Genomic DNA, 24872 nt, shown 5'->3' on the forward strand with positions numbered 1-24872 from the left:
CACCAGCCGGGTCAGGTGAACAGGCCCGGGTTGTCTGTCAGCCAAGTGGAGAACGAGCGGGCGGTGTGGCCGGTGAGGAACTCGACGGCGGGCTCGATGGTGGCTGGGGTGCCGACGCGGGAGGCCCAGTAGGCCAGGAGGGTTTCGCGTTGGCCTTCGTCGCGCAGCTGCAGCTCGGCGCGGGCCTGGTCCGGGGTGAGGTCGACGGGCTCGATCGGTACGCCGGTGACCGACGTGATGAGCTCGATCTGGTGCCGTCGGGTCATCGACTCCGGTCCGGTCATCGGGTAGCCGCGGCCGTCGTGGGCGTTGCCCGGGCCGTCGAGCAGCACCCGGACCGCGGCGTCGGCGATGTCGCGCTCGTGGATCGGGGCCTCCTCGGCGTCCAGGTACGGCAGCCGGATCTGGCCGGTCGCGCGGACCTGGTGCGCCCAGTACTTGGCATTGCTCATGAACGCGCCGGGCTGCAGGCGAGTGGTCGCGTACGAACCGGCGGCGATCACCTGCTCGGTCTTCGCGTGCGGGTCCGCGGGGCCGCCGAGCGACGACAGCGACGAGAGCAGGACGACCTGTTTGACGCCGGCGGCTTCGGCCGCGGCGGCGAAGGCGGGCGCCGTCGACGGGTCGGAGTACAGGAAGACCTGGCTGATGCCGCGCAGGGCGGGCGCCGGGTCGGCGGCGTCGTACGCGACGGCCGACGGGACGGCGTCGGGCTCGCGGCTGGCGACGCGGACGTCCTGTCCGGCCTCGGTGAGCAGGGCAGCGACGGCGCGGGCGATCGCGCCGCGGCCGCCGGTGACGAGAATCGTCATTGGATGTGCTCCAAAGATGTAGTGACTACAAGAATGGATTCAGTAAAACAGATCCACTACAGTGAGCGCAATGGAGCTCGGGCGGCGGGAACGCAAGAAGCAGCAGACACGGCAGGCCATCTCGGACGTGGCCACCGGTCTGTTCCTCGAGCGCGGCTTCGACGCGGTGACGGTGGCCGAGGTGGCGCGGGCCGCGGACGTCGCCGTACAGACCGTCTTCAACCACTTCCCGGCCAAGGAGGACCTGTTCTTCGACGAAAAAGGGTGGTGGACCGGACCTGCGCGGGCGGTCCGCGAGGCGCCGGCGGACGCGGATCCGGTCAGCGTCCTGGAAACGCAGTACGTGCAGGAGACGCGGGAGCGGCTGAAGGTCGGGCATCTGGCCACCTGGAAGCAGTTCGTGCGGACGATCGAGGGCAGTCCCGCGCTGCTCGCGAGGCGTCGTCTCACCGCCGAGGAGCTGGAGAGATCGCTCACCGAGGCGCTCGACGAACGGACGCCGGACCACCTCCGCAACCGGCTGACCGCGGCCCTGTACGCCGCCGCGCAGAAGGTGCTCGAGGAGAAGCTGATGGCCGTCCTGCCCGACGACGCGTCACCCGCGGAGCTCGAGCAGGCACAGCGCGAACTCGAGGCCGCGGTCACCGAAGTCTTCGCCGTTCTCCGTCGCGGTCTCGGCTGAGCTAAGCTCCTAGGTTGTGGCTGGACTGGATTTTGACGCGGAGCTCAAGCAGCTCGACGCGACGATGACCTCGATCGAGAAAGTGCTCGATCTCCCTGCGTTGCGCAAGGAGATCGACGAGCTCGGCGAGCAGGTCGCTGCGCCCGACCTCTGGGACGACCAGGCGAACGCGCAGAAGGTGACGTCGCGACTGTCCAGCCTGCAGGCCGACGTGGAGCGGGTGACCGCATTGCGCGGCCGCGTCGACGACCTCGGCGTGCTGGTGCAGATGGGCCGCGAGGAGAACGACGCGGACACCCTGGCCGAGGCGGAGAAGGAGCTCAGCTCGCTGAGCAAGTTGATCCAGTCGCTCGAGGTCCGCACGCTGCTGTCCGGCGAGTACGACGAGCGTGAGGCGTTGGTGACGATCCGTTCCGGCGCGGGCGGTGTGGACGCCGCGGACTTCGCCGAGATGCTGCAGCGGATGTACCTGCGCTGGGCCGAGCGGCACGGGTACCCGACCGAGGTCTACGACACGTCGTACGCCGAAGAGGCCGGCCTCAAGTCGACGACGTTCGGGGTGAAGGCACCGTACGCGTACGGCACGCTGTCGGTTGAATCGGGAACCCACCGGCTGGTGCGGATCTCGCCGTTCGACAACCAGGGCCGCCGGCAGACGTCGTTCGCGGCCGTCGAGGTGGTCCCGGTGCTCGAGCAGACCGACGAGATCGACGTACCGGAAGAGGAGCTACGGATCGACGTGTACCGGTCGTCCGGTCCGGGCGGGCAGAGCGTCAACACGACCGACTCCGCGGTCCGGATCACACACCTCCCGACCGGCACCGTGGTCTCCTGCCAGAACGAGAAGTCCCAGCTGCAGAACAAGGCCAGTGCGATGGTCATCATGAAAGCCAAGCTGCTCGCGCTGAAGAAGGCCGAGGAGCGGGCCCAGATCGACGCGCTGCGCGGTGACGTGGCCGGCTCGTGGGGCGACCAGATGCGCTCGTACGTCCTGCACCCGTACCAGATGGTCAAGGACCTGCGGACGCAGTACGAGTCCGGCAACACGTCCGGTGTCTTCGACGGCGAGATCGACGAGTTCATCGAGGCCGGCGTCCGCTGGCGCCGGACCGGCCAGACGGTTGCCGACCACAACTGATCTGCGGGCCGACTGCGGTAGCTGCTTCGGCCTCTGCTGCGTCGTGCTGACGTTCGCGAGGTCGGCGGACTTCGCGATCGACAAGCCCGCCGGCGAGGCGTGCCCGAACCTGAGCGACGACCACCGCTGCACGATCCACAGCCGGCTGCGCGACGAAGGCTTCCCGGGGTGCACCGTGTACGACTGCTTCGGCGCCGGCCAGGAGCTCTCGAAGCGCGGGCCGGAGATGTTCGCCGCGCTCCCGATCCTGCGCCAGCTGCACGAGCTGCTCTGGTACCTGACGGAAGCCCTTGAGTACAACGCGAACGTGCAACCGGCGATCGACCGCGTCGAGAGCGTCAGCCGTACGCCGAACCTCGCGGACGTCGACGTGGCGGCCGAGCGGGCCGTCGTCAACGAGCTGCTGCTGGAGACCAGCCGGGCCGTCCGGGGCAAGCAGCCGAAGAAGAAGGAACGCCGCGGCGCGGACCTGATCGGCGCGCGCCTGCGGCAGGCGGAGCTGTCGAAGGCGAACCTCCGCGGCGCCTACCTGATCGGCGCCGACCTCCGCGAGGCCGACCTGCGGCAGGCGGACCTGATCGGCGCAGATCTCCGGGACGCGGACCTGCGCGGCGCCGACCTGACGGGTGCGCTGTTCCTCACCCAGTCTCAGGTCAACGCCGCGCGCGGCGACCAGTCAACGAAGCTCCCGAACGCTCTTACGCGCCCTTCCCACTGGACCGCAGCTGGTGCGTGACTGGGGTCATCAGCAACGAGATGACCGTGATCGTCAGCGCTACCGCCGCCAGTGCGCCGCCCTGGCCCCAGCTGGTGCCGGCCATCGACAGGTACGCCGTACCGACCGTGGCGGCTCCCAGGGCCAGGCAGGTCTGCTGTGTGGTGAGCAGGATGCCGCTACCCATGCCTGCTTGAGCTGGTGGGACCTGACCGAGCACCACACCCATCAGCGGGACCATGACCAAGCCGGAGCCGAAGCCCGCGATCAGCATCGGTACGGCGAGCTTCAACGGGTTCACGTCCGGCCACAGAGTGAGCGCGACGACCGCGAGTACGGCGTACCCGACGCCCTGGATGATCCAGCCGCGCACGATGAGGCCGGCGCCGTACCGCACCTGCAGGCGTGGGCCGTAGATCGAGGTGATCAGGAAACCGACAGCCATCGGTAGCAGGCTCAGACCGCCTTCCAGTGGGGACATGTGCGCTTCGCCCTGCGTAGCGAGTGCGAACACGAACATGAAGCCGCCGAACGTGGTGAAGAACGCAACTGCCAGCAGCAGACCGGTGCGCATCGCCCGCAACCGCAGCACTGTCGGGGGGATCAGGGGAGACCGACCGGACCGTTCGGACCGGTGCTGGTGTGCGCCGAGCGTCAGTACGGCCGGTATCGTCGCTGCGAGGCAGAGCCAGGTCCAGAGCGGCCAGCCGAGCGGCCTGCCCTCGGTGAGTGGCAGCAGCAGGAGCACCAGAGTCACCGCGAGCAGTGCGGCTCCAACGAGGTCGACGCGCTGTGCCTTGTCGGCCTTGGTCTCCGGGACCAGCCGGATCGCAGCAGCCACGCCCACGGCGCCGACCGGCACGTTGACGAGGAACACTGCCCGCCAGCCGAGGTCGAACACGTTGGCCTCGACCAGTACGCCGCCGAGAATCTGACCGAACGCCGCCGCCGCGCCACCGGCCACGCCGTACAGTGCCATGGCCCGGGCGCGGTGCTCGCCCGTGAGCACGCTGGTGATCGTTGCCAGCACCTGTGGGGTGACGGCAGCGCCGGCAGCGCCCTGGACGACCCGGGCGACCAGCAGCACGCCGATGCTCGGGGCGATGGCGCAGATCAGCGACATCACGGTGAAGCCGATCAGGCCGATCAGGAACAGGCGTTTGCGGCCGAACGTGTCGCCGAGGCGACCGCCGACCACGAGCAGGGTGGCGACGGCGATGCCGTAGCTGCCGACCACCAGCTGGAGCTCGCCGGAGGTCGCCCGCAGGTCGGAGCCGATCGCGGGCAGGGCGACGTTGATGACGAAGAAGGAGAGCATCGGCAGGAAGGCGCCGAAGATCAGAGTCGTGAGCGCCACCGGCTTCAGCGGCACCGCAGCGGCCAGCGGCCGGGCGGGGACACCGGTGGTGGCGGCTTGGAGCTGGTCTGTCATACGTCCAGCCTGAGCCAACCCAGAGCCTGGTGGTGAGAGCCTGGTTATCCTATTACTCGCAGCACCTGGCACCCGGCTCGGCGGATGTCCATGATGGAAGCATGACAGCCATCACCGACACAACGGCAACGGCCCAGCGCCGCGAGCTCGGGGTGTTCCTGCGCAGCCGCCGGGAGCGTATCCGGCCGGACGAGGTCGGCTTCGCGCCGGGCGGCCGCCGCCGTACGCCGGGACTGCGGCGCGAGGAGGTCGCGCTGGTCGCCGGCGTCGGTGTCACCTGGTACACCTGGCTGGAGCAGGGCCGGGACATCAACGTGTCCGCACAGGTGCTGGACGCGATCGCGACGGCGCTGCGGTTCGACCGGCAGGAGCGTAACCACCTGTACCGCTTGGCCGGCCTGCAGTTCGGGCCTACGCAGGGCGCGTGCTCGGCCTTGCCCCCGTCGGTACGGAAGACCCTCGATGCGGTCTCGCCGTACCCGGCGGTGGTACTGAACGAGCGGTACGACATCCTCGCGTTCAACGAGGCCTACTGCCGGGTGGTCATCGACCTCGACCAGGTGCCGGTCGAGGAGCGGAACATGCTCTGGCTGAACTTCGTGTCGGACGCGTGGAAGTGCAGCTTCGTCGACGCCGAGACGACCAAGCACCACATGGTCGCGTCGTTCCGCTCCGCGTCCGCAGAGCACGTCGGCGAGGCCCTCTGGCAGGACCTGATCGAAGGACTGCTGAGCAGTTCGCCGTACTTCGCGGAGCTGTGGGAGCGGTACGACGTGGCGGCGCCGAGCACCCGGATGAAGACGCTGGAGGTCGAGGGCTTCGGGCTGCTCCGGATCGATCCGGTGAACCTGTGGCTGTCGCAGCTCGGGCCACTGCGGGCGACCGTCTACACGGCGTTCGACGACGAGACCGAGGACAAGCTGCGGCGGATCGTCTGTGTCAGCTGACCGGGGCCGAGGAGGTTCACGCCGTGTCGCGGTCGGGCCAGGCGGCTTTCAGGGTGCCGAGGGCGACCGTGATCGCGGGGCGGCGGGACGTGGTCGTCCGCCAGACGGCGTACAGCCGGCGGGTCGGTGCGGGTTGCAGCGGTACGACGATTACGCCGTCCGGGACCGGGCCGCGGCCGAGGCGGGGGAGCAGGCCGATGCCGATCCCGCGGGCGAGCATCGCGAGCTGGGTCTGGTACTCCGCGACCGAGTACGCGACCTCCGGCTCGACGCCCGCGCGACGCATCGTCCGGATCAGCCACTCGTGGCAGATCGAGCCGGCCGGCTGGCAGATCCAGCGCTCGCCGACCAGGTCCTCCGCGCGGACGAACGCCTTGCCGGCAAGGCGATGCGTCGCGGGCACCAGGACGTCGGCCGGGTCGGCGCCGAGCTTCACGCGGGACAGCCCCTCGGGCAGGCCGAGCGGGGTGTTGTGCCAGTCGTGGACGATCGCGATGTCGAGCTCGCCTCGATGCACCGCGGCCACCGCCTCGAACGGGTCCGTCTCGGTCAGCCGTACGTCGAGCGTGGGGTGGTCGTCGATCAACCGCGCCAGCGCCGGCGGGAGCAACCCGCGCGCCGCGGTCGGGAACGCGGCGATACCGAGCGTGCCGATCGCCTGCCCGCGCTGCTCTTCCAGTGTCAGCTCGGCGTCCTCGACCAGCTCCAGGATGCGCGCCCCGGTCGCCGCCAACTGCCGCGCTGCGTCTGTCAGGACGATCCCGCGTCCTTGCCGCTCGACCAGCGTCGTGCGCGTCTCGCGCTCCAGCTTCGCGAGCTGCTGCGACACGGCGGACGGCGTGTACCCGAGCACCTCGGCCGCGCGATTGACCGATCCGTACTGCGCCACGGCGTGGAGCGCGCGCAACCGGCCGAGATCGATCATGTAGCACTCCTACATCGATAGCGGTAGCAATCAGTGCTGGTGCTTAAGTATATCCCCGCCGACACTGGACCGTATGAAGCCTCGTGACCTGCTCCTCGCACTCGCCGTCGTGGTTGTCTGGGGCATCAACTTCGTCGTCATCGACGTCGGCCTGGAGGGCATTCCGCCGCTGCTGCTGTCCGCGCTGCGGTTCTTCTTCGCGGCCGTCCCGGCGATCTTCGTGCTCGGCAAACCGCGCGTCCCGTGGCGGTACGTCGTCGGCGTCGGGCTCGCGCTCGGGGTCGCGAAGTTCGGGCTGCTGTTCATCGCGATGGACCACGGCGTACCGGCCGGCCTGTCGTCGCTGGTCCTGCAGAGCCAGGTGATCTTCACGGTGCTGTTCGCGATCGCCGTACTGCGGGAACGCCCGCGGCCGGCGCAGCTCGCCGGTATCGTGATCGCCTGCGTCGGGATCGCGCTGATCGTGCTCGACCAGCAACTGTCCGCGCCGCTCGGTGCGCTCACACTGGTGATCGTCGCCGGCGGATTCTGGGGCGTGTCGAACACCATCACCCGGTACGCGAAGCCGCCGGACACGCTGCGCTTCATGGTGTGGGTCAGCGCGGTGGCCGTCGTACCGCTGCTGCTGCTCTCGCTCCTCACCGAAGGACCTCGCGCCGACATCGACGCACTCCAGGGGATCCGGCTGAGCGGGATCGGCGCGATCGCGTACCTCTCGTTCGCGGCGACGCTGTTCGGGTTCGGCGTCTGGGGTTACCTGCTGCGCCAGTACGACGCGAGCACGGTCGCGCCGTTCTCGCTGCTGGTGCCGGTCGTCGGGATGTCCGCGGCCTGGGTACTGCGCGGCGAGGCGGTCGGGCCGCAGCAGGCGATCGCGTCCGTGCTGGTGATCGGCGGGATGGCGTGCACGATCGTCCGCCGCCGGACCCCGCGGAAGGCGGAGTCCGGCGAACTCGTGTCAACTGCCTGACAGGACCATGGGCGGCATTTCCCAGCCGCGGGCGAGCGACGACGGATACGCCGGCGCCCCGCCCGCGAAGTACTCGGTGAACTTCATGATCAGCGGGTCCCAGCGCAACGGGTCGATGTAGCGGTCGTTGCTCATCAGCAGCTCCTCGCGAACCCGGACCTGCTCGACCTGCATCTCCAGCGCGCACAGGTGCGAGTCCGGGCCACCGATCTCGTGGATCGCCGTGATCCGTCCTTCGAGGTTGATCGGGCTCTCGGCGACACCGTCCAGGCCGATCCCGGTCGCCTCGCGGGTCAGCCCGCCGGCCGCGAACTTGTCCGGCTCGTACCGGTACCCGCGGCCGCGCTTCGCCTCGGACATCTCCTCCGACCCGGTCAGCAGCGCGATCCGGTCGAGCGCCGCGACCATGTCCGGATCGACCAGGTTCAGCACGATCTCCGGCCGGGCGGCGAGGTTCTTGACGGTCTGGGCGCTGGTCCCCATGCCGAGCATCGCGGTGTACCCGAGCCACCACGCGGACGACATCGGGGCGAGGTTCGTGCTGCCGTCGGGGTTCCGGGAGCTGATCAGGACGACCGGCGTACCGAAGTACAGGACCAAGCGACACCGCGCACGGGACGCTTGGGCTGGACAGTTCGCTTCATGCGGGTTGAACGTGGATGCGCGATGATGTGTGAGTGGACGCCGAACAGGTCGGGCGCCTGACCGCACGATGGATCGCCGCGCTGCCCGGCGAGGAGAGCACCGTCGTGTCCGGGCTCGGCGTACAGCCGCTGCTCGCGATCCTGGCCGAGCTCGCCGACGAGCCCGCCCACACGGAGTTGGCCGAGGCGGCCGGGGAACGGTACGGCGGTCTGCTGCAGGCGCCCGAGTTGCGGATGGCGCTGGGGCTGTGGACGCGCCCGTGGCTCGAGCTGCAACCGGGTGTTGATCGGTTCCTGCCGCCGGAGGTCCGCGGCCTGTTGACCGATCAGGACGCGCTGGACGCGTGGGTGGTCGAGCACACGGACGGGCTGCTGCAGCGGATGCCGATCGACCTGACGCTCGACGTACTCGTGGTCCTGGCGTCGGCGCTGGTGCTGAAGACCGAGTGGGAGCTGCCGTTCAACGAGCACCGGTGGGGTGTTCGCCGGTGGCTGGACCGGACCGACCGCGACCTCGACAGCTTGCAGGTGTACGAAGGCGCCGCGGGTCCGTTGACCGTGGTGACGGTCCGGGGCACCGGTGAGATCGACGTACGGCTCGTGGTCGGTGACGGCGGGCGAGCGGCCGTGCTGTCGGCGGCGCTGGCGCTTGACGGGGACGGGATGAGCGGGACGGACGTGCTGGCGGCGGAGCGGTCCGCGCCCGGTGTGGAGCTGGTCGAGTCCGTGCGTCCGAGCGTCGTACTCTCCCTGCCGTACTTCGAGATTCAGGCGGAGCACGATCTGCTCCAGCACAAGGACGTCTTCGGGCTCACGGCCGCATCGGACAACAGGCGAGGGCACTTTCCCGGCCTGAGCCCGACGCCACTCGCGATCGACCAGGCGCGGCAGGCCGTGATGGCTCGGTTCACGGCGACCGGCTTCGAGGCGGCCGCGGTCACCGCGGTGGGGATGGCGTTGTCGCGCGGTCCACTTCCCGAGGCGAAGGCGCTGCGGGTGCAGCTCGACCGGCCGTTCGGGTTCGTCGCCGTCCATCGCCCGACCGGGGTGCCGGTGGTCGCGGGCTGGGTGAACTACTCGTAGGGATCGGCAGGTGCGGATCGCCAGGCCATCACAATCGCGGCTTCGGCCGACCGCCGGGCGTACCGACCGCAGTGACCGGCCGATTGTGATGGCCTGGGCATCCGGACGTGGCAGGGTGGAGAGCATGGATGCCGATGTGGTGCGTGCAGTCAACGAACTGACCAGCCGCTGGGCGCGGGCGCTGCCCGCGGAGAACACCGTGGTGGCCGGGCTCGGGGTCTGGCCGTTGCTAGCACTGCTCGCGAGCGGTGCGGACGAGCCGGGGCGCACGGAGCTCGCCGCGGCGGCCGGGGTGGACCCGTCCGGCGGCGCGACCGCTGCGATCCGGCTGATCGAGGCGATCGAGGGGTCCGCTGATCTGCACGCGGCGCTGGGCGTGTGGGTGGACGAGCAGCTCAAGCTCGCGGAGACCTTCGACAGCGTGGTGCCCGCGCCGCTGGTCGGCATGCTGACCGGCAACCCCGCCGTCGACCGGCAGAAGCTGGACGCCTGGGCGGCCGACCACACCGACGACCTGATCCGTGAGATGCCGGTCGATCTGAACGGCGGCATCGAGCTCCTGCTGGCGTCGGCGATCCTGCTGCGGACGAAGTGGGTCCGCCCGTTCGAGGAGCACACCCGCCGGGTGCCGGACGGTCCGTGGGCCGGCTCGTGGCGCTGGCTCGAGCGCTCGACGGCGGACCTCGACAGCATCCGCCGGTACGAGCATCCGTCCGCGGCCTGGCTCACCGTCGTCACGGTTGCCGGCGACGCCGATGTCGACGTACTGCTCGGGATCGGGCAGCCGCAGACGGACCAGGCCGACGTACTCGCAGGTCTGCTGGATGCCGCGGCGGGCCTGGACGACGGCTTGGACGGAGCCGCGTTGATCCAGCAGGGTGAGGTGGGTGCGGAGGTCGCGCCGGGAGTGCGGATCGGGGAGACGACCGCGCCGCGGCCGCAGCTGCAGGTGTCGTTGCCGGCGTTCAGCATCGACGTCGAGCACGACCTGATGGAGTCGCGGGAGTTGTTCGGGCTGACGACGGTGTCGTCGGATCCGGGAGCGCACGGGCACTTCAGCGCGCTCAGTCCGACGCCGCTGCGGATCGACCAGGCCAAGCAGCGGGTGCTCGCCCGGTTCTTCGCGTCCGGGTTCGAGGCGGCGGCGGTGACCGCGATGGCGATGACGCGGGCCGCGATGGTGACCAGCAAGCAGCGGCGCCTGGAGGTCGCGTTCGACCGGCCGTTCGCGTTCGTCGCCGTACTGCGGGACTCGCGGCTGCCGATCGTCGCCGGCCGGGTCGAGGTACCTACCGAACCTGGAGCGTGAACAGCCGGTTGAGCAGCGCGGACGCCTCGTCGACGGCCGCGCGGTCACCGGTCAGCAACAGGTCGAACAGCAGGCCGCGGGACGCCGCCAGACCGAGCCGCGCGTACGCCGGTGCCTGGTCGGTGGGGATGCCGACGCGGACACACAGGTCGGTGAGTGGCGGTAGCCAGACGTCGATCAGGTCGGCCTTGAGCGACTCGGTGTGCGGGAGATCCTGCATCGCGTGCGCGCTGAGCTCGAAGAACAGCGGCCCGTAGACGAGCGTCGCCTCGGTCACCCGGCGCCAGAACTGCTCGGCCTGCTCCTCGATCGGCAGGTCCGACAGGTCGGCGAGCAGGTCACGCTGCTGCTGCTCGACGATCCGGACCACTTCGGCCAGCAGACCCTCGCGGGAGCCGAAGTGGTAGATCAGCATCCGGTGACTGGTACCGATCGAGGACGCGATGGTGCGCAGGCTCGCGTCCCCGATCCCGTTCTGCGCGAAGTGCTCGACCGCGTCATCCAGCAGCGTCGAGCGACTCACTGACTTCCTTCAGCTTCTGGGTCTCGGTGGTGACGTAGCTCTTGGTGAGTCCGGCGTACAGCTTCCCGAACAGCCAGCCGAGCGGACCTTCCTGGACGATCGTCGCGGTCGCGACCGTACCTTCCGGCGTGCTGATCACGCGGTGGCCGCCGGTGGTCCTGATCCCGGGGGCCTTGGAGACCCACTCGAAGTACTGCCCCTCCTCGAACGCGGTCACCTCCCAGACCGCGACCGGGAGCTTGGGCTGGCGGATCCGGGTGCGGGCGCCGACGTGCAGCCGGCCCGCGTCCAGCCGCTCGACGGACTCGACGGTCGGGGTCCAGTCGGGCCACCGCTCGACGTCGCTGAAGACCTCCCAGACCCGCTCGGGGGCGGCCTGGATAGTAGTGGAGTGATCGAAGCGCATGTACCAAATGGTACATGGACCTGTGTCACTCACCAACGCCCGCCAGCTCCGCCCACCGGCGGTGGACGGAGCGTGAGCAGTCGGTAAAACCGGACCCTTGGTGAGTGGCGGGGGTCCGGGGTGCGGGTAGGGTCTTGGGCCATGGCTGACCAGAACGTCCCGCAGAACGTCGAGAACGAGCAGGACCCGGGCGCGAGCACCCAGATGTTCCGCGCCTTCGTCAACGAGGGCCAGGCCGAACCCAAGAGCGAACCGAAGATCAACGGCCGGGTGCTGGCCATCGTCGGTGCCGCGGTGATCCTGATCGCCGTCGTCGCCGCGATCGCCGTTCTGTAGCTGACCGACCTGCACGTCGAGGTCGTCCGGGTCCTTCACCGACCCCGACGGCCGATTCGGCAACCCCCGCCGAACCCCGCATCCGCACCCTCTAATACCACGCGAAGCATTCGGCGCGGTTACCGGTTGTTCGCATCCGTTGACGGCTGACCCGGGACGGATGGAGCATGGGGGCTCGGCTACTTGGGGAGGTTCTTGTGGCGGCGGTTGTCAGGGCTGCGCTTGTTCAGACGTCGTGGACGGGTGACAAGGAGTCCATGATCAAGGTGCACGAGGACTATGCGCGGCAGGCTGGTGCGGCCGGGGCGCAGGTGATCTGTTTTCAGGAGTTGTTCTACGGGCCGTACTTCTGTCAGCAGCAGGATGCGGAGTACTACGAGTACGCCGAGTCCGTCCCGGGCCCGACCACCGAGCGGTTCGCAGCCCTCGCACGGGAGCTCGGGCTGGTGATGGTGCTGCCGGTGTACGAGCAGGAGCAGCCGGGGGTGCTGTACAACACCGCTGCGGTCATCGATGCCGACGGCACCTATCTGGGGAAGTACCGGAAGAACCACATTCCGCAGGTGAAGGGGTTCTGGGAGAAGTTCTACTTCCGGCCGGGCAACCTCGGGTACCCGATCTTCGACACCGCGGTCGGGTGGATCGGGGTGTACATCTGCTACGACCGGCACTTCCCGGAGGGCTGGCGGGCGCTCGGGCTGGCCGGGGCGAAGATCGTGTTCAACCCGTCGGCGACCAGCCGCGGGCTCTCGGCGTACCTGTGGAAGCTGGAACAGCCCGCGAGCGCGGTCGCGAACGAGTACTTCATCGGTGCGATCAACCGGGTCGGGATCGAGTCCGAGTTCGGCGACAACGACTTCTACGGTACGTCGTACTTCGTCGACCCGGAGGGGAAGTTCGTCGGCGAGGTCGGCCACGACCACGATCCGGAACTGATCATCCGCGACCTGGACCTCGGCCTGCTGGACACCGTCCGGGACCGCTGGCAGTTCTACCGCGATCGCCGCCCGGATGCGTACGGAGACCTGACGAAACCGTAGAGGGGACCGGGAATGTTGTTGCTCGTCAAGGGTGGAACCGTCGTCGGACCGACCGGAACCAGGACGGCGGACGTGCTGGTCGACGGCGAGAAGATCGTCGCTGTCCTCGACCCCTCGTTCACGCAGACGATCACCGCCGACCAGGTGATCGATGCCGCCGGCAAGTACGTGATCCCGGGCGGGATCGACGCGCACACGCACATGGAGATGCCGTTCGGCGGTACGTCGGCCAGCGACACGTTCGACACCGGCACCCGGGCCGCGGCGTACGGCGGGACCACCACGATCATCGACTTCGCGATCCAGCGCACCGGTGAGGTGGTGCAGGACGGGCTGGCCGCCTGGCACGCGAAGACCGAGGGCGAGTGCCACATCGACTACGCGTTCCACATGATCCTCGGCGGCGTCGACGCCGACGCGCTGAAGGCGATGGACCAGCTGGTCGCCGACGAGGGCATCACGAGCTTCAAGCTGTTCATGGCCTACCCGGGCGTCTTCTACTCCGACGACGGGCAGATCCTGCGCGCGATGCAGACCGCGCGGGAGAACGGCGCGCTGATCATGATGCACGCCGAGAACGGGATCGCGATCGACGTACTGGTCCAGCAGGCGATCGAACGCGGCGAGACCGACCCGATCCACCACGGCATCACCCGCCCGGCGGCGCTCGAGGCCGAGGCGACGAACCGGGCGATCGCGCTCGCCGAGGTCGCCCGGGACTGCCCGCTGTACATCGTGCACCTGTCCGCGAGCCAGGCGCTCGAGAAGGTCGCGGCCGCGCGGCACGAGGGCCGCAACGTGTTCGCGGAGACCTGTCCGCAGTACCTCTATCTGACCCTCGAGGATCAGCTCGGCGCGCCCGGGTTCGAGGGCGCGAAGTGGGTCTGCTCGACACCGCTGCGCAGCAAGCACGAGACGCACGCGCGGGACCTGTGGAAAGGCCTGCGGAACAACGAGCTCGCGGTCGTGTCCACCGATCACTGCCCGTTCTGCATGAAGGACCAGAAGGAGCTCGGCCTCGGCGACTTCTCCAAGATCCCGAACGGGATCGGCGGCGTCGAGCACCGCGTGGACCTGGTCTTCCAGGGGGTTGTGGACGGCAAGCTGTCGCTGGAGCGCTGGGTGGAGACGGTCGCGACCACGCCGGCCCGGATGTTCGGGCTGTACCCGCAGAAGGGCGTCGTGCAGCCCGGCTCCGACGCGGACCTGGTGATCTACGACCCGAACGGTACGACGCGGATCGGCGTCGCGACGCACCACATGAACATGGACTACTCGGCGTACGAAGGGGTCGAGATCCAGGGCCGGGTGGGTACGGTGATCTCGCGCGGCGAGGTGATCGTGGCCGATGGCAACTACCATGGCCGCAAGGGACGCGGGAAGTTCCTGAAGCGCGGCCTGTCGTCATACTTGATGTAGGGGGAGACGCCCGTGGACTTCGGTGTGGTGTTCCAGTGTGATCCGCCCGCGTCCACGGTCGTGCAGCTGGCCCGGCAGGCGGAGGACGCGGGGTTCGGCTACGTGTGGACGTTCGACTCGCACCTGCTCTGGCAGGAGCCGTTCGTGATCTACAGCCAGATCCTCGCGGCCACCCGGCGGGTGATCGTCGGGCCGATGGTGACGAACCCGGGGACCCGGGACTGGACCGTGATCGCGTCCCAGTTCGCCACGCTGAACGAGATGTTCGGCAACCGGACGATCTGCGGGATCGGCCGCGGCGACTCGGCGCTGCGCACGCTCGGTGCGAAGCCCGGCACCATCGCCGAGCTGAAGCAGTGCGTCGAGGTCGTGCGCGCGCTGGCCCGCGGCGAGACGGTCGAGTACCGCGGGCAGCAGCTGAAGTTCGCGTGGGTCGACAACGGTGCGCTCGACGTCTGGGTGGCGGCGTACGGGCCGCGGGCTCTGCAGGCGACCGGTGAGGTCGGCGACGGGTACATCCTGCAGCTCGCCGATCCGGACATCGCGGAGTGGATGATCACCGCCGTACGCCGGGCCGCGGAGCAGGCGGGCCGCGATCCGCAGGCGATCAAGTTCTGCGTCGCGGCGCCGGCGTACGTCGGGGACGACCTGGCACACCAGCGCGAGCAGACCCGCTGGTTCGGCGGCATGGTCGGGAACCACGTGGCCGACATCGTGGCGCGCTACGGGACGTCGAGCGCCGTACCGCGCGCCCTGACCGACTACATCGAGGGCCGGAAGGGCTACGACTACACCGAACACGGCCGCGCCGGCAACACGCACACCGACTTCGTTCCGGACGAGGTCGTCGACCGCTTCTGCATCCTCGGCCCGGTCGAGAACCACCTGTCCCGCCTCGCCGACCTGAAGGACCTCGGCGTCGACCAGTTCGCCCTCTACCTCCAGCACGACGCCAAGGAACAGACCCTGGCGTCGTACGGCAAGGACATCATTCCGGCGTTCTGAGCCACGATCAAGGCCCGTGCCGTCGACCCCCGTACAGACGCGGAGCGCGCCGAGAGCAAGCGGGCGGCTCGCGAGCGGCTGGACACGTATGTGCGCGGACACCAGCTCGCCGAGATGCGTAAGGCGGCTGGTGTAACGCAGGCCGAGCTGGCTGCGACACTGAAGGTGTCGCAGGCTCGCATCTCGAAGATCGAGCACGGTGAGGTCTCTGGCATCGACGTCATTCGCCCCCCGCTCACCCTGTGCCTCGTCTAAGGCGTCCAGCGGTAGGCGCCCGGGAGGAGGTCTGTGGCGAGGGCCGAGCCGGGGCCGGTGGGGGACGGCAGGATGACGCGGATGGTCGGGTGGTAGTCGACGAAGACCTGGCGGTCTCGGCCGCACGGGCCGACGACGCCGCGGCCTTCGTTGCCGACGGCCACGATCGTGGTGAGTTCGCGGGCACCCTCGGCGCGGGCCCGGCCGAGGGCGACCAGCTCGGCACAGGGGCCGCCGGTGAAGTGGTACAGGTTGATACCGGCGTACATCCGGCCGTCGATCCCGCGGACCGCGGCGCCCATCGTGTGGACGCCGTCCGGCCCGTCGGTGTTCGTGTCGACCGTCCGGCGGGCCAGCTCGATCAGCTCGCGGTCGTCGTCGGTCAGTGGTTGCAGGGCGAGCGTCATCCGGCGATCCGCTTCAGCTCGGCCTCCGTCACGGTCTTCACGGTCTTGATCTCGGCGGCCGGGTCGGCGCCGCTGCGGATGATCTTGTTCAGCGCGTCGGAGTACGCCGAACTGGCCTTCGGCGACCAGAGCATCGGGTTCTGCGGGTGGCCGTTGTCGTTCAGCAGCTTGACCGCGTCGGCGGCCGGGCCGGACTTCAGCCTCCCGGCCTTCGCCGAGAGGCTCTTCCGGGCCGGTACGTGGAAGCCGTACGACTGCGCGAAGTCCAGCTGGTCGTCGGTCTGGTCGACCCACAGCCACTTGACGAACTTCTTCGCCGCGTCCAGGTTCTTCGACTTCGCGTTCACGCAGGCGCCGTACGCCCCGACCGGGACGCTCGGCGCGCCGGTGGTCGCGTTCAGCTTCGGCCACGGCAGTACGCCGTAGTCGCCGGGCAGCGCCTTCTCGATCACCGGCAGCGTCCACAGGCCGGTGAACTGCATCGCGGTCAGGCCCTGCGTGAACGCGGACGGGTCCGACCAGTCGGTCGGTGCCCCGAGCAACAACACCTTCGAGGTCCAGAGCTCACGCAGCTTGGCCAGCGACTCGAACGCGGCCGGGTCGTCGAACCCGAACTGGTTGTCCTTGGTCAGGTAGTCCAGGCCGGCCGACCAGAGCGCCGGGCCGCCGAGCACGCCGACACCGCCGTCGTTGCCGACGAACAGGCCCTTGACCTTGTCGGTGGTGAGCTTCTTCGCGGCAGCGAGCAGCTCGTCGACGGTCTGCGGCGGCTTGACACCGGCCGCGCTCAGCAGGCTCTTGCGGTACACGAGCAGCTGCATGTCGATGACCTGCGGGATCGCGTACAGCTTGCCCTGGTACGACATCCGGTCCAGGAGCGCGGAGTTGAAGTCGCTCTTCGCATCGCCGAGCAGGTCGGTCAGCTCGACGACCTGCTTGCCCTTGACCATGTCGATCGTCGGGCCGTTCGGGTACTCGAAGACGTCCGGGCCTTGGTCGGTGAGCAGCGCGGTCGCGGCCTTCTTCTCGTAGTCGCCCGGCGACCACTGGACCGTCACCGTCGCGTCCGGGTACGCCTTAGCGTACTTCTCCACCGCCTGCTGGGTACCGGCCTCGCCGTACTGGTGGTACCACTGCTGCAGGGCCGGTTTCGACCCGTTCGAACCGCCCGACGACGGGCGCCCGGAGTTCGAGCCGCACCCCGCCACCGCCATCGCCGACAGCCCGGCACCGATCCCGAGCAACCGCCGCCGCGTCATTCCACCAGTCATCTTGCCGCCTCCGTTCAGCGCACTCGCGCAGCCTGCGTAGACCCTACGACCGCGGAGGCCGAACAACGCGGTATTTCCAGCGGTTGGGAACGGGTATGGTTGTCGCATGCATTCCCTCCGTGACTAGAGACGGCTCCCACGCGGTGCGTGGTTCTGAGCCCATTCCCGTCTCTTTCCTGGAGCGTTCTCGTGTCCGGCACCATTCGTGCCGGGAGCTACCGTGACGTCCTGCTGTTGCCGTCGGCGCTGCGCACGTTCGTGCCTGCGCTGCTCGGCCGGCTGTCGTACGGTCTGCTCCCGTTGTCCCTGCTCATCACGGTCCGGCAGTCCACCGGGTCGTTCGCCGTCGCCGGCGCCGCGGTGGCTGTCTTCGGCGTGACCTCGTTGTCGATGCCGTACAAGGCGCGCCTCGTCGACCGGTACAGCCAGCGCCGCGTCCTCCCGTTCCTCGCTCTTGGCGCGTCAGCCGGCCTGTTTGTGACTTCCGGTACGTCGGGTTCCGCCGTACTGCTGCTCGTCGCGGCGACCGGCCTGCTCGCGCCGCCGTTGGGGCCGTCGATGCGCTCGAACTGGCGGCTGCTCACCGACGGCCTGCCGCTCAAGGAGCGTGCGTACGCGCTGGACGCCGTCGCCGAGGAGTGCCTGTTCCTGGGCGGCCCGCTGATCGCCGGCACACTGATCAGCGCGTTCGCGGCGCCGGTCGCGCTCTGCTGCTCGGCGGCGCTGATGCTGGTCGGCACGCTGGCGATGGTGACGAGCCCGGTGACGACCCACACGGCCGCGCCGGCCCCGTCCCGGCATCCGCTCGGCCCGCTCGTACTCCCCGGGCTGCGCCGGATCCTGCTCGTCATCATGCTGACCGCGTCGGGCATCAGTACGGCGTACCTCTGTGTCGCCGCCGTCGCGCAGCAGGCGGGCCGTCCGGGCGCGGCCGGGTACGTCGAGGCGGCGATCGCGGCCGGCAGCGTACTCGGCGGCATGCTCTGGGCCCGCCGTACCCACACCCGCCCCTGGCCGATCCACCTCGCCGGTCTGATCGCCGTACTGGCGGCCGGCCTGATCGCAGCCTCGTTCATGCCCGGCCTGATCCTGCTCGGGGTGGTCCTGGGCGTCGCGGGCGTAGCCGTCGCCCCGCTCTTCGTGGTCTCCTACCTGGCCGCCGACCAGGTGACCCCACCCCACCAACACACCGAAGCCAGCACCTGGATCAACACGGCCAACAACGTCGGCTCCGCAGGAGGCGCCGCCCTGGCCGGCCTCCTCGTCGACCACACCACCCCGTCCTGGGGCTTCCTCACCGGAGGTGTGCTACTCGCGGTCGTCGCGCTGAGCGTTGGACGGAGGAGTTAGGCGGGGGCCGGGGTGGGGGAGTCGTTGCCGTTGTCGGGGTGGGCGTTGGCGATTCGGGCCACCGCCTCGTCGGGTTTGCGGCCGGCTCGGCGGGCCGCTTCGACGTGCAGGCGGGCCAACTCGATCACCTGGCGGGAGACCTTCACGGTCCGCTTGTCAGCCATGGTCACTGTCTCCCTCGACGACCTCGATGTCAGCTTCCGCAATATCAGCGTACGCGTCCGCTCCGACCCGGTCGATCGCAACGGCGGCGGTCAGTGCGGCGACCAGGTCGTAGTCCTCCGGCTGTAACAGCTCCGACCGCATCAGTGAGCGGAGCGTGACCACGCCGGCGTCCGTCCCGGCGTCCTCGCCCTCGAGGATCTGCTCGACCGCCCAGCGCACCATCCGCATGGTCTCCTCGCGGTGCCGCCAGGTGTCGAGCTCGCGGTCGGACTTGCGGGTCAGGTAGGCCCCGAGCATCACGCCACCGAGCGCGAGCAACGGTGACAGCACCGTCATAACGACCCCGACGACCGAGATCCAGGTAGGAATCACGGACACCTCCGAATTCCATGCAATGAAATGGTCTTGACCGGTCGATGATGCTACGAAGGAGCATTCCATCGACGACCGACAGGCCAGCCTGACAAGGAGTAGTGTCACCGTGACGGACCAGCAGGACGGGTACGACGTATTCGTACAGGGGACCGTGTTCTACGACATCGTCATGACCGGCCTGGCGTCCGCCCCGACCACCGGTACCGAGATCTTCGCCGAGGGGATGGGTTCCTGCCCCGGCGGCGTCGCGAACTTCGCGATCGCGGCCGCCCGGCTCGGCCTGAAGAGCGGCCTGGCCGCGGTCTTCGGTGACGACGTGTACGCCGACTTCTGCTGGCGGACGCTGGCCGACCAGGAGGGTGTCGACCTGTCGCACTCCCGCCGGATCGGGCACTGGCACTCGCCGGTGACGGTGTCGATGTCGATCAACCGCGACCGCGCGATGGTGACCCACGCGCACGAGGCGCCGGGCGACCCGAGCAAGCTGGTCGGGCCGGGGCTGAAGACCCGCTCCGCGATCGTCCCGGTCGCCGAGGAACTGCCCGGCTGGACCGTCGAGGCGCGGGAGTCCGGCGCGCTGCTGTTCGGGGACGTCGGCTGGGACCCGACGGACGAGTGGTCACCGGCCGTGCTCGACGTACTGGACGGTTTCCACGCGTTCACGCCGAACGCGGACGAGGCGATGGCGTACACCCGGACCGACACCCCGAAGGCCGCGCTGCACAAGCTCGCCGAGCGGGTGCCGCTCGCGGTCGTGACGAACGGTTCGGAGGGAGTCCTCGCGATCGACTCGGCCACCGGTGAGGAGGAGCGGGTGCCGGCGCTGCCGGTGCACTCGTACGACCCGACCGGCGCCGGCGACGTATTCCTCGCCTCGCTCGTGCTCGGCACGCTCCGGGGCTGGCCGCTGGCGCACCGGCTGGCGTTCGGCAACCTGTGCGCCGGGCTGTCCGTGCAGCAATTCGGCGGCTCGCTCGCCGCGCCGGGCTGGGGCGACATCATCGACTGGGTCCGCGACCACAGCCGGCACCGCCCGGGCGACGTCGACCCCGACGTACTGCGGCACTACGCGTTCATCGGCGACGTACTCCCGGCAGGCCCGGTCCCGATCGTCAGGCGAGCCTCCGCCACGATCGCCCGGCAGTCCGACGCCTAGAACGTCCGTTTCAAACACACCGGGTATCGGACGGGGGTGTACGCAGCGGCAGGTCTGTTCGGCGGCACGCCGTGGAACGCCTAGACTGACCGGCGGCCGCTCCGGTGGCGTACGGTGCACTTCGTGGTTACCGTCACGTCGCTCCCTGTTCCCGACCACGGCCGGATGAACCCGTGATCCGCTTCGAGAATGTTTCCAAGACGTACGAGGGCCAGTCCAAGGCCGCTCTGCTGAACGTCAACGTCGAGATCGAGAAAGGCGAGTTCGTCTTCCTGGTCGGTACCTCCGGGTCCGGCAAGTCGACGTTCCTGCGCCTTGTGCTCCGTGAGCACCGGACGTCCAAGGGCCACATCATGGTGGCCGGCAAGGACCTGAACCGGCTGGCGAGCTGGCGGATCCCGCAGATGCGCCGGCAGATCGGAACCGTGTTCCAGGACTTCCGGCTGCTGCCGAACAAGACCGTCGCGGAGAACGTCGCGTTCGCGCTGCAGGTGATCGGCAAGCCGCGGTCGCACATCCGCAAGACGGTCCCCGAGGTGCTCGAGCTGGTCGGTCTGGACGGCAAGGAGGACCGGCTCCCGGACGAGCTGTCCGGCGGTGAGCAGCAGCGCGTCGCGATCGCCCGCGCGTTCGTGAACCGGCCGATGATCCTGATCGCCGACGAGCCGACCGGAAACCTCGACCCCGGTACGTCGGTGGGCATCATGAAGCTGCTGGACCGGATCAACCGGACCGGTACGACGGTCGTGATGGCCACCCACGACGTGTCGATCGTCGACCAGATGCGCAAACGCGTGATCGAGCTGGAGAACGGTCATGTCGTCCGCGACGAGTCGCGCGGCGTCTACGGCTACCAGCACTGACCGCCGACACAGTGACTGCTAGGGACTGACTGACGAAATGCGCCTGAACTACATCCTCTCCGACCTCGGTATCGGCCTGCGGCGGAACATGTCGATGACGATCGCGGTCGTCGTCACCATCTGGGTCTCGCTGTCGCTGTTCGGCAGCGCGTTGCTCGCCCACGAGCAGGTGAACCTGATGAAGGGGAACTGGTACGACAAGATCCAGATCTCGGTGTTCCTGTGCACCAAGGACTCCGGCGGCCGCGGCTGCTCCGGCGCCGAGGTGACCCAGGAACAGAAGAACCGGATCCAGCAGGTCATCGCGTCGAATCCGGACACCGCGCCGGACGGCGTGTTCACCGAGACGAAGGCGCAGGCGTTCGACTCGTTCAAGAAGCTGTACAAGGACTCGCCGATCGTCAGCACGGTCACCCAGGACCAGATGCAGGAGTCGTTCCGGATCCGGCTGAAGGACCCGCAGCGCTACCAGAACCTGACCAGCGCTGTCGCCGGCCTCCCCGGGGTGGACACGGTCCAGGATCTCAGACAGTACCTCGACCCGCTGTTCAAGGCGCTGAACTGGCTGCAGGTGGGCTCCTACTTCGGAGCGGGCCTGCTGCTGGTCGCCGCGCTGATGCAGATCGCGAACACGATCCGGCTGGCGGCGTACGCGCGCCGGCGTGAGATTGGCATCATGCGCCTCGTGGGTGCGTCCAACTTCTACATCCAGCTGCCGTTCCTGCTGGAGGCGGTGCTGGCGGCCATCATCGGCGCCGCGTTCGCCTGCGGCACGCTGTGGATGATCGTGTACTTCATGGTCATGCGCCAGGCCCAGGCGACGTTCCGGGTCTGGCAGTGGGTCGGCGCGTCCGAGACCTTCCGCGTCACGCTGATCATGGTGCTGGTCGGCCTGGTGCTGGCGGTCATCCCGACATTCCTGACGACGCGGAAATACCTCAAAGTCTGACCTGGGTGACCTATCGTGCAGTATCAGGAGTCACACGAGTAACTCCTGTACCGCAAAACTTCATCCAGAGCAAGGGGTCGACCTGTGGTCCCGCACTTCCCCGGTGCGAACCCGCGTCAGCGGGGGAGCATCAAGCGAGACGACAGCACCGGTACCCCAGCCGCGCCGTACCCGCGATCACGTACTCGACCGCCGGGCCGGCAGACCTTGGTTACCGCTTGCTGCCTTGTCCTGTCCCTGTCCGCCGGCGTCCTGGCCGCGGTTCCGTACGCTCCGTCCGCGGAGGCGAGACCGCCGGATCCAGCCGTCAAGAAGAAGCAACTCGACTCGAAGATCAACCAGTCCAAGGCTGATCTCGACGACGCGTCCGACCAGCTCGGCAAGTCCGTTGCCGCGTACAACCAAGCCGTCACGAAGTACCAGGCCGTGCAGGCCCGGTACGCCGTCGCGCAGGGGCAGCTCGCCGCCGCGAAGGCCGCCGATGCGGTTGCCGCGGGCAAGCTTGTCGCGGCCGAGGCGGCGGTCAGGACGGCGACGTCCGACGTGGCGGCCGGCCAGCGGCAGATCGCCGAGAAGCGTTCGGTGGCGGGTCGCGCCGTACGGTCGGCGTACCAGCAGCAGAACGGTCTGGTCGGGCTGTCGATCGCGCTCAGCGGCGCGGCGCCGGCCGACATCGCGACCGGGATGCAGGTACAGCGGAACGTGTTCGGCATCCAGAGCAACGCGATCGCGAACCTGAACACGGCGCAGGCGCAGCTGGCCAGTAAGCAGGTCAAGCTCACCGCGGCGGAGAAGGACGCCGAGACCGCCCGCGCCGAGGCGGCCGCGACGGTCAAGAAGGTCACGGAGCTGACCAAGCAGGTCGCGGCCGACCGGGCGGAGGCGGCATCGGTCGCGGCGGTCAAGCTGACCGCGTTCAAGGCTGCGGAGAAGGAGAAGAACTCCGAGCTCGCGCAGTACAACTCGCTGCTGCGGGAGCGGAACCGCGTCCAGCAGATGCTGATCGCGCAGGCGAAGGCCGAGAAGGCCGCGGCCGCGCGCCGGAACATACCGGATCCGGTGCCGACCGGTGGCGGGCGGCTCGCGTATCCGGTCAGCAGCTACATCACGTCGCCGTACGGCATGCGGTTCCACCCGATCCTGCACATCTGGAAGCTGCACGACGGCACCGACTTCAGCGCTCCCTGCGGTACGCCGGTCCGCGCCGCGGCGGACGGGGTGGTGACGGACAAGTACTTCAACGGCGGATACGGGAACCGGCTGTTCATCTCACACGGGGTGATCGCTGGTCACTCGATCACGACGGTCTACAACCACCTGTCGAAGTACAAGGCGCAGGTCGGCGAACGGGTGCAGCGCGGCGAGATCATCGCGTGGTCCGGTACGACCGGGTACTCCACCGGGTGCCACCTGCACTTCATGGTCTACAAGGACGGCACCGTGGTTAATCCGATGGGGTGGCTCTGAGGTATCTGGGATACTGGCCGGATGGTGAAACAGTCCGGCCGGGAGAAGCCGATCGCGCAGAATCGCAAGGCGCGACACGACTACCACATCGATGACGTGGTGGAGGCCGGGCTGGTGCTGACCGGGACCGAGGTCAAGTCCCTCCGGCAGGGCCGGGCCTCCCTGGTCGACGCGTTCGCCGCCGTCCGCGGGAACGAGCTGTGGCTGCAAGGGATGCACATCCCGGAGTACAAACACGGCACCTGGACCAACCACGAACCCCGCCGTACGCGGAAGTTGCTGCTGCACAAGGACGAGGTCGAGAAGCTGATCCGGGCCGTCGAGCAGCAGGGCGTCTCGCTGATCCCGCTGTCCCTGTACTTCAAGGACGGCTACGCCAAGGTCGAGCTGGCCACCGGCCGCGGCAAGAAGGACTACGACAAACGCCACGCCCTCGCCGAACGCCAAGCCACCCGCGAAGCCCAACGAGCCCTCTCCGACCGCCGCCGCGGCTGACCCTGTGGAAAAGTCCACCGGCTGATCGCCGAATCCGGATACGCTCAAGCAGGAAGAACAGGGGCGGGGCGGCGACGCCCGGAGCCGGGGTGGGGTTCGGTCAGGGGTCGTTCCGGGCTGAACCCGATGGGGTGGAGGAGCTCGGGCGCGCACAGTGGGAGCATGTCCACTTCAGAGTTGCTGGTGACGTCGGCGCAGCGGGATCGGGCCGTCGAGATCCTGAAAGAGATGTACGCCGACGGCCGCCTGGACCACATGGAGTTCGACCTCCGGCTGGACAAGGCCCTCAAGGCGCGGACCCGGGCCGAGCTGAACAGCACGTTCGACGGGCTCGTCGCCCGGCCGGTGCCGACGTTCGCCCCGGCCGCCTTCACCCGGCCCGCGCCGCCGCAGACCTACCAGGGCGACGGCCGCGGGATGGGCACGATCGCGCACTGGCTCGGGTACCCGACGTTCTTCGTCGGCCCGGCGCTGGTCGTCGCGACGGCCGGCCAGAAGAACCCCGCCGTACGCCGGCACGCCGTCGAGGCGCTGAACTTCCAGCTGACCGCGGTCGGGGCGTTCGCGCTGCTCGGGATCATGACCGGGTTCACCCACGGGTTCCTCGGGTTCCTGTTCCCGATCGTCGGGATCCTGTGGTTCCTGCTGACCGGCATCGGCGGTCTCGCCACCGCGGCCGGCGGTAAGTTCCGGTACCCGTTCACGCTGCGCCTGATCAAGTAGGCCCTACCCT

At 68.9% G+C, this 24872-nt stretch carries 29 protein-coding genes; 19 read left to right on the top strand and 10 right to left on the bottom strand.

From position 1 onward, the window contains the following. Positions 1 to 11: 11 nt before the first annotated feature. The gene (locus tag JOF29_RS32280; RefSeq protein WP_209698161.1) at positions 12 to 812 is read right to left on the bottom strand and encodes an NAD-dependent epimerase/dehydratase family protein; all 801 of its coding nucleotides are present in this window, start codon (positions 810 to 812) and stop codon (positions 12 to 14) included. Between the two features lie 70 nt (positions 813 to 882). Here JOF29_RS32280 and JOF29_RS32285 point away from each other — a divergent pair, with 70 nt between their 5' ends. From JOF29_RS32285 to JOF29_RS32295, 3 genes are read left to right on the top strand one after another with little or no spacing between them, the layout of a single operon-like run. After that, positions 883 to 1494: a TetR/AcrR family transcriptional regulator gene (locus tag JOF29_RS32285; RefSeq protein ID WP_209698162.1), complete on the top strand. Its 612-nt coding sequence runs from the start codon at positions 883 to 885 to the stop codon at positions 1492 to 1494. Positions 1495 to 1510: 16 nt separating this feature from the next. Then, complete coding sequence (gene prfB / locus JOF29_RS32290) at positions 1511 to 2632, top strand: peptide chain release factor 2 (RefSeq protein ID WP_209698163.1); 1122 nt, start codon at positions 1511 to 1513, stop codon at positions 2630 to 2632. Continuing rightward, positions 2616 to 3368, top strand: a complete 753-nt coding sequence (locus JOF29_RS32295; protein WP_209698164.1) for a pentapeptide repeat-containing protein — start codon at positions 2616 to 2618, stop codon at positions 3366 to 3368. The genes prfB and JOF29_RS32295 overlap by 17 nt, the downstream gene beginning before the upstream one ends. Here JOF29_RS32295 and JOF29_RS32300 read toward each other — a convergent pair. After that, a complete protein-coding gene (locus tag JOF29_RS32300) occupies positions 3331 to 4779 on the bottom strand; it encodes an MFS transporter (RefSeq protein ID WP_209698165.1) in 1449 nt (482 codons plus the stop codon). The two genes, JOF29_RS32295 and JOF29_RS32300, sit on opposite strands and share 38 nt — an antisense overlap. A gap of 101 nt (positions 4780 to 4880) precedes the next feature. Between JOF29_RS32300 and JOF29_RS32305 the strand changes: the two genes are divergently transcribed. Continuing rightward, positions 4881 to 5726 (top strand): helix-turn-helix transcriptional regulator, encoded by an 846-nt coding sequence (locus JOF29_RS32305; protein WP_209698166.1) that lies wholly within the window; start codon positions 4881 to 4883, stop codon positions 5724 to 5726. A 16-nt stretch (positions 5727 to 5742) separates the two neighbouring features. Here JOF29_RS32305 and JOF29_RS32310 read toward each other — a convergent pair whose 3' ends face one another. Continuing rightward, positions 5743 to 6651, bottom strand: coding sequence for a LysR family transcriptional regulator (locus tag JOF29_RS32310; protein ID WP_209698167.1), 909 nt, complete (start codon positions 6649 to 6651; stop codon positions 5743 to 5745). Positions 6652 to 6724: 73 nt separating this feature from the next. Between JOF29_RS32310 and JOF29_RS32315 the strand changes: the two genes are divergently transcribed. After that, complete coding sequence (locus tag JOF29_RS32315) at positions 6725 to 7621, top strand: EamA family transporter (protein WP_209698168.1); 897 nt, start codon at positions 6725 to 6727, stop codon at positions 7619 to 7621. Here JOF29_RS32315 and JOF29_RS32320 read toward each other — a convergent pair. After that, positions 7610 to 8221 carry a flavin reductase family protein gene (locus JOF29_RS32320; protein WP_209698169.1) on the bottom strand — a complete coding sequence of 204 codons (612 nt, stop codon included), beginning with the start codon at positions 8219 to 8221 and terminating at the stop codon, positions 7610 to 7612. The genes JOF29_RS32315 and JOF29_RS32320 overlap by 12 nt on opposite strands. 77 nt (positions 8222 to 8298) lie before the next feature. Here JOF29_RS32320 and JOF29_RS32325 point away from each other — a divergent pair, with 77 nt between their 5' ends. Together JOF29_RS32325 and JOF29_RS32330 are read left to right on the top strand one after the other, a co-directional pair. After that, on the top strand, positions 8299 to 9348 hold the full coding sequence (locus JOF29_RS32325; RefSeq protein ID WP_209698170.1) for a serpin family protein: 1050 nt from the start codon (positions 8299 to 8301) through the stop codon (positions 9346 to 9348). Between the two features lie 124 nt (positions 9349 to 9472). Further along, a complete protein-coding gene (locus JOF29_RS32330) occupies positions 9473 to 10657 on the top strand; it encodes a serpin family protein (RefSeq protein WP_209698171.1) in 1185 nt (394 codons plus the stop codon). On the opposite strand, the gene JOF29_RS32335 is transcribed toward JOF29_RS32330, so the two are convergent. After that, positions 10638 to 11180, bottom strand: a complete 543-nt coding sequence (locus JOF29_RS32335) for a TetR/AcrR family transcriptional regulator (protein WP_209698172.1) — start codon at positions 11178 to 11180, stop codon at positions 10638 to 10640. The two genes, JOF29_RS32330 and JOF29_RS32335, sit on opposite strands and share 20 nt — an antisense overlap. After that, positions 11155 to 11586 carry an SRPBCC family protein gene (locus tag JOF29_RS32340; protein ID WP_209698173.1) on the bottom strand — a complete coding sequence of 144 codons (432 nt, stop codon included), beginning with the start codon at positions 11584 to 11586 and terminating at the stop codon, positions 11155 to 11157. The genes JOF29_RS32335 and JOF29_RS32340 overlap by 26 nt, the downstream gene beginning before the upstream one ends. Before the next feature lie 141 nt (positions 11587 to 11727). On the opposite strand from JOF29_RS32340, the gene JOF29_RS32345 reads away from it, so the two are divergent. From JOF29_RS32345 to JOF29_RS46135, 5 genes are all read left to right on the top strand, one after another. Further along, positions 11728 to 11922, top strand: a complete 195-nt coding sequence (locus JOF29_RS32345; RefSeq protein WP_209698174.1) for a hypothetical protein — start codon at positions 11728 to 11730, stop codon at positions 11920 to 11922. Positions 11923 to 12089: 167 nt separating this feature from the next. Beyond that, on the top strand, positions 12090 to 12962 hold the full coding sequence (locus JOF29_RS32350) for a nitrilase-related carbon-nitrogen hydrolase (protein ID WP_281067449.1): 873 nt from the start codon (positions 12090 to 12092) through the stop codon (positions 12960 to 12962). A gap of 12 nt (positions 12963 to 12974) precedes the next feature. Then, positions 12975 to 14381: a dihydropyrimidinase gene (gene hydA, locus JOF29_RS32355; RefSeq protein ID WP_209698176.1), complete on the top strand. Its 1407-nt coding sequence runs from the start codon at positions 12975 to 12977 to the stop codon at positions 14379 to 14381. Between the two features lie 12 nt (positions 14382 to 14393). Beyond that, positions 14394 to 15386 (top strand): TIGR03842 family LLM class F420-dependent oxidoreductase, encoded by a 993-nt coding sequence (locus JOF29_RS32360; protein ID WP_209698177.1) that lies wholly within the window; start codon positions 14394 to 14396, stop codon positions 15384 to 15386. Positions 15387 to 15476: 90 nt separating this feature from the next. Continuing rightward, the gene (locus JOF29_RS46135; protein WP_209698178.1) at positions 15477 to 15641 is read left to right on the top strand and encodes a helix-turn-helix domain-containing protein; all 165 of its coding nucleotides are present in this window, start codon (positions 15477 to 15479) and stop codon (positions 15639 to 15641) included. On the opposite strand, the gene JOF29_RS32370 is transcribed toward JOF29_RS46135, so the two are convergent. Continuing rightward, entirely contained in the window at positions 15638 to 16048 is a 411-nt protein-coding gene (locus tag JOF29_RS32370) for a cytidine deaminase family protein (protein ID WP_209698179.1), read from the bottom strand. The genes JOF29_RS46135 and JOF29_RS32370 overlap by 4 nt on opposite strands. After that, complete coding sequence (locus tag JOF29_RS32375) at positions 16045 to 17319, bottom strand: ABC transporter substrate-binding protein (protein WP_209698180.1); 1275 nt, start codon at positions 17317 to 17319, stop codon at positions 16045 to 16047. Before JOF29_RS32375 ends, JOF29_RS32370 begins: the two co-directional genes overlap by 4 nt. A gap of 189 nt (positions 17320 to 17508) precedes the next feature. Between JOF29_RS32375 and JOF29_RS32380 the strand changes: the two genes are divergently transcribed. Beyond that, positions 17509 to 18669 (top strand): MFS transporter, encoded by a 1161-nt coding sequence (locus JOF29_RS32380; RefSeq protein ID WP_209698181.1) that lies wholly within the window; start codon positions 17509 to 17511, stop codon positions 18667 to 18669. Here JOF29_RS32380 and JOF29_RS32385 read toward each other — a convergent pair. Further along, a complete protein-coding gene (locus tag JOF29_RS32385; protein WP_209698182.1) occupies positions 18666 to 18833 on the bottom strand; it encodes a hypothetical protein in 168 nt (55 codons plus the stop codon). The two genes, JOF29_RS32380 and JOF29_RS32385, sit on opposite strands and share 4 nt — an antisense overlap. Continuing rightward, entirely contained in the window at positions 18826 to 19212 is a 387-nt protein-coding gene (locus JOF29_RS32390; protein WP_307863804.1) for a hypothetical protein, read from the bottom strand. Before JOF29_RS32390 ends, JOF29_RS32385 begins: the two co-directional genes overlap by 8 nt. 103 nt (positions 19213 to 19315) lie before the next feature. Here JOF29_RS32390 and JOF29_RS32395 point away from each other — a divergent pair, with 103 nt between their 5' ends. From JOF29_RS32395 to JOF29_RS32420, 6 genes are all read left to right on the top strand, one after another. Beyond that, the gene (locus JOF29_RS32395) at positions 19316 to 20365 is read left to right on the top strand and encodes a carbohydrate kinase family protein (protein ID WP_307863805.1); all 1050 of its coding nucleotides are present in this window, start codon (positions 19316 to 19318) and stop codon (positions 20363 to 20365) included. A gap of 173 nt (positions 20366 to 20538) precedes the next feature. Next, positions 20539 to 21228, top strand: coding sequence for a cell division ATP-binding protein FtsE (ftsE, locus tag JOF29_RS32400; protein WP_077013482.1), 690 nt, complete (start codon positions 20539 to 20541; stop codon positions 21226 to 21228). A 37-nt stretch (positions 21229 to 21265) separates the two neighbouring features. Next, positions 21266 to 22177: a permease-like cell division protein FtsX gene (ftsX, locus tag JOF29_RS32405; protein ID WP_209698183.1), complete on the top strand. Its 912-nt coding sequence runs from the start codon at positions 21266 to 21268 to the stop codon at positions 22175 to 22177. Between the two features lie 207 nt (positions 22178 to 22384). Then, positions 22385 to 23644, top strand: a complete 1260-nt coding sequence (locus tag JOF29_RS32410) for a peptidoglycan DD-metalloendopeptidase family protein (RefSeq protein WP_245359671.1) — start codon at positions 22385 to 22387, stop codon at positions 23642 to 23644. Positions 23645 to 23665: 21 nt separating this feature from the next. Further along, positions 23666 to 24139, top strand: coding sequence for an SsrA-binding protein SmpB (gene smpB, locus JOF29_RS32415; RefSeq protein ID WP_209698185.1), 474 nt, complete (start codon positions 23666 to 23668; stop codon positions 24137 to 24139). 162 nt (positions 24140 to 24301) lie between these two features. Further along, positions 24302 to 24862, top strand: coding sequence for a DUF1707 and DUF4870 domain-containing protein (locus JOF29_RS32420; protein ID WP_209698186.1), 561 nt, complete (start codon positions 24302 to 24304; stop codon positions 24860 to 24862). Positions 24863 to 24872: the final 10 nt, after the last annotated feature.

The sequence above is a fragment of the Kribbella aluminosa genome, from assembly GCF_017876295.1.
Lineage (GTDB): Bacteria > Actinomycetota > Actinomycetes > Propionibacteriales > Kribbellaceae > Kribbella > Kribbella aluminosa.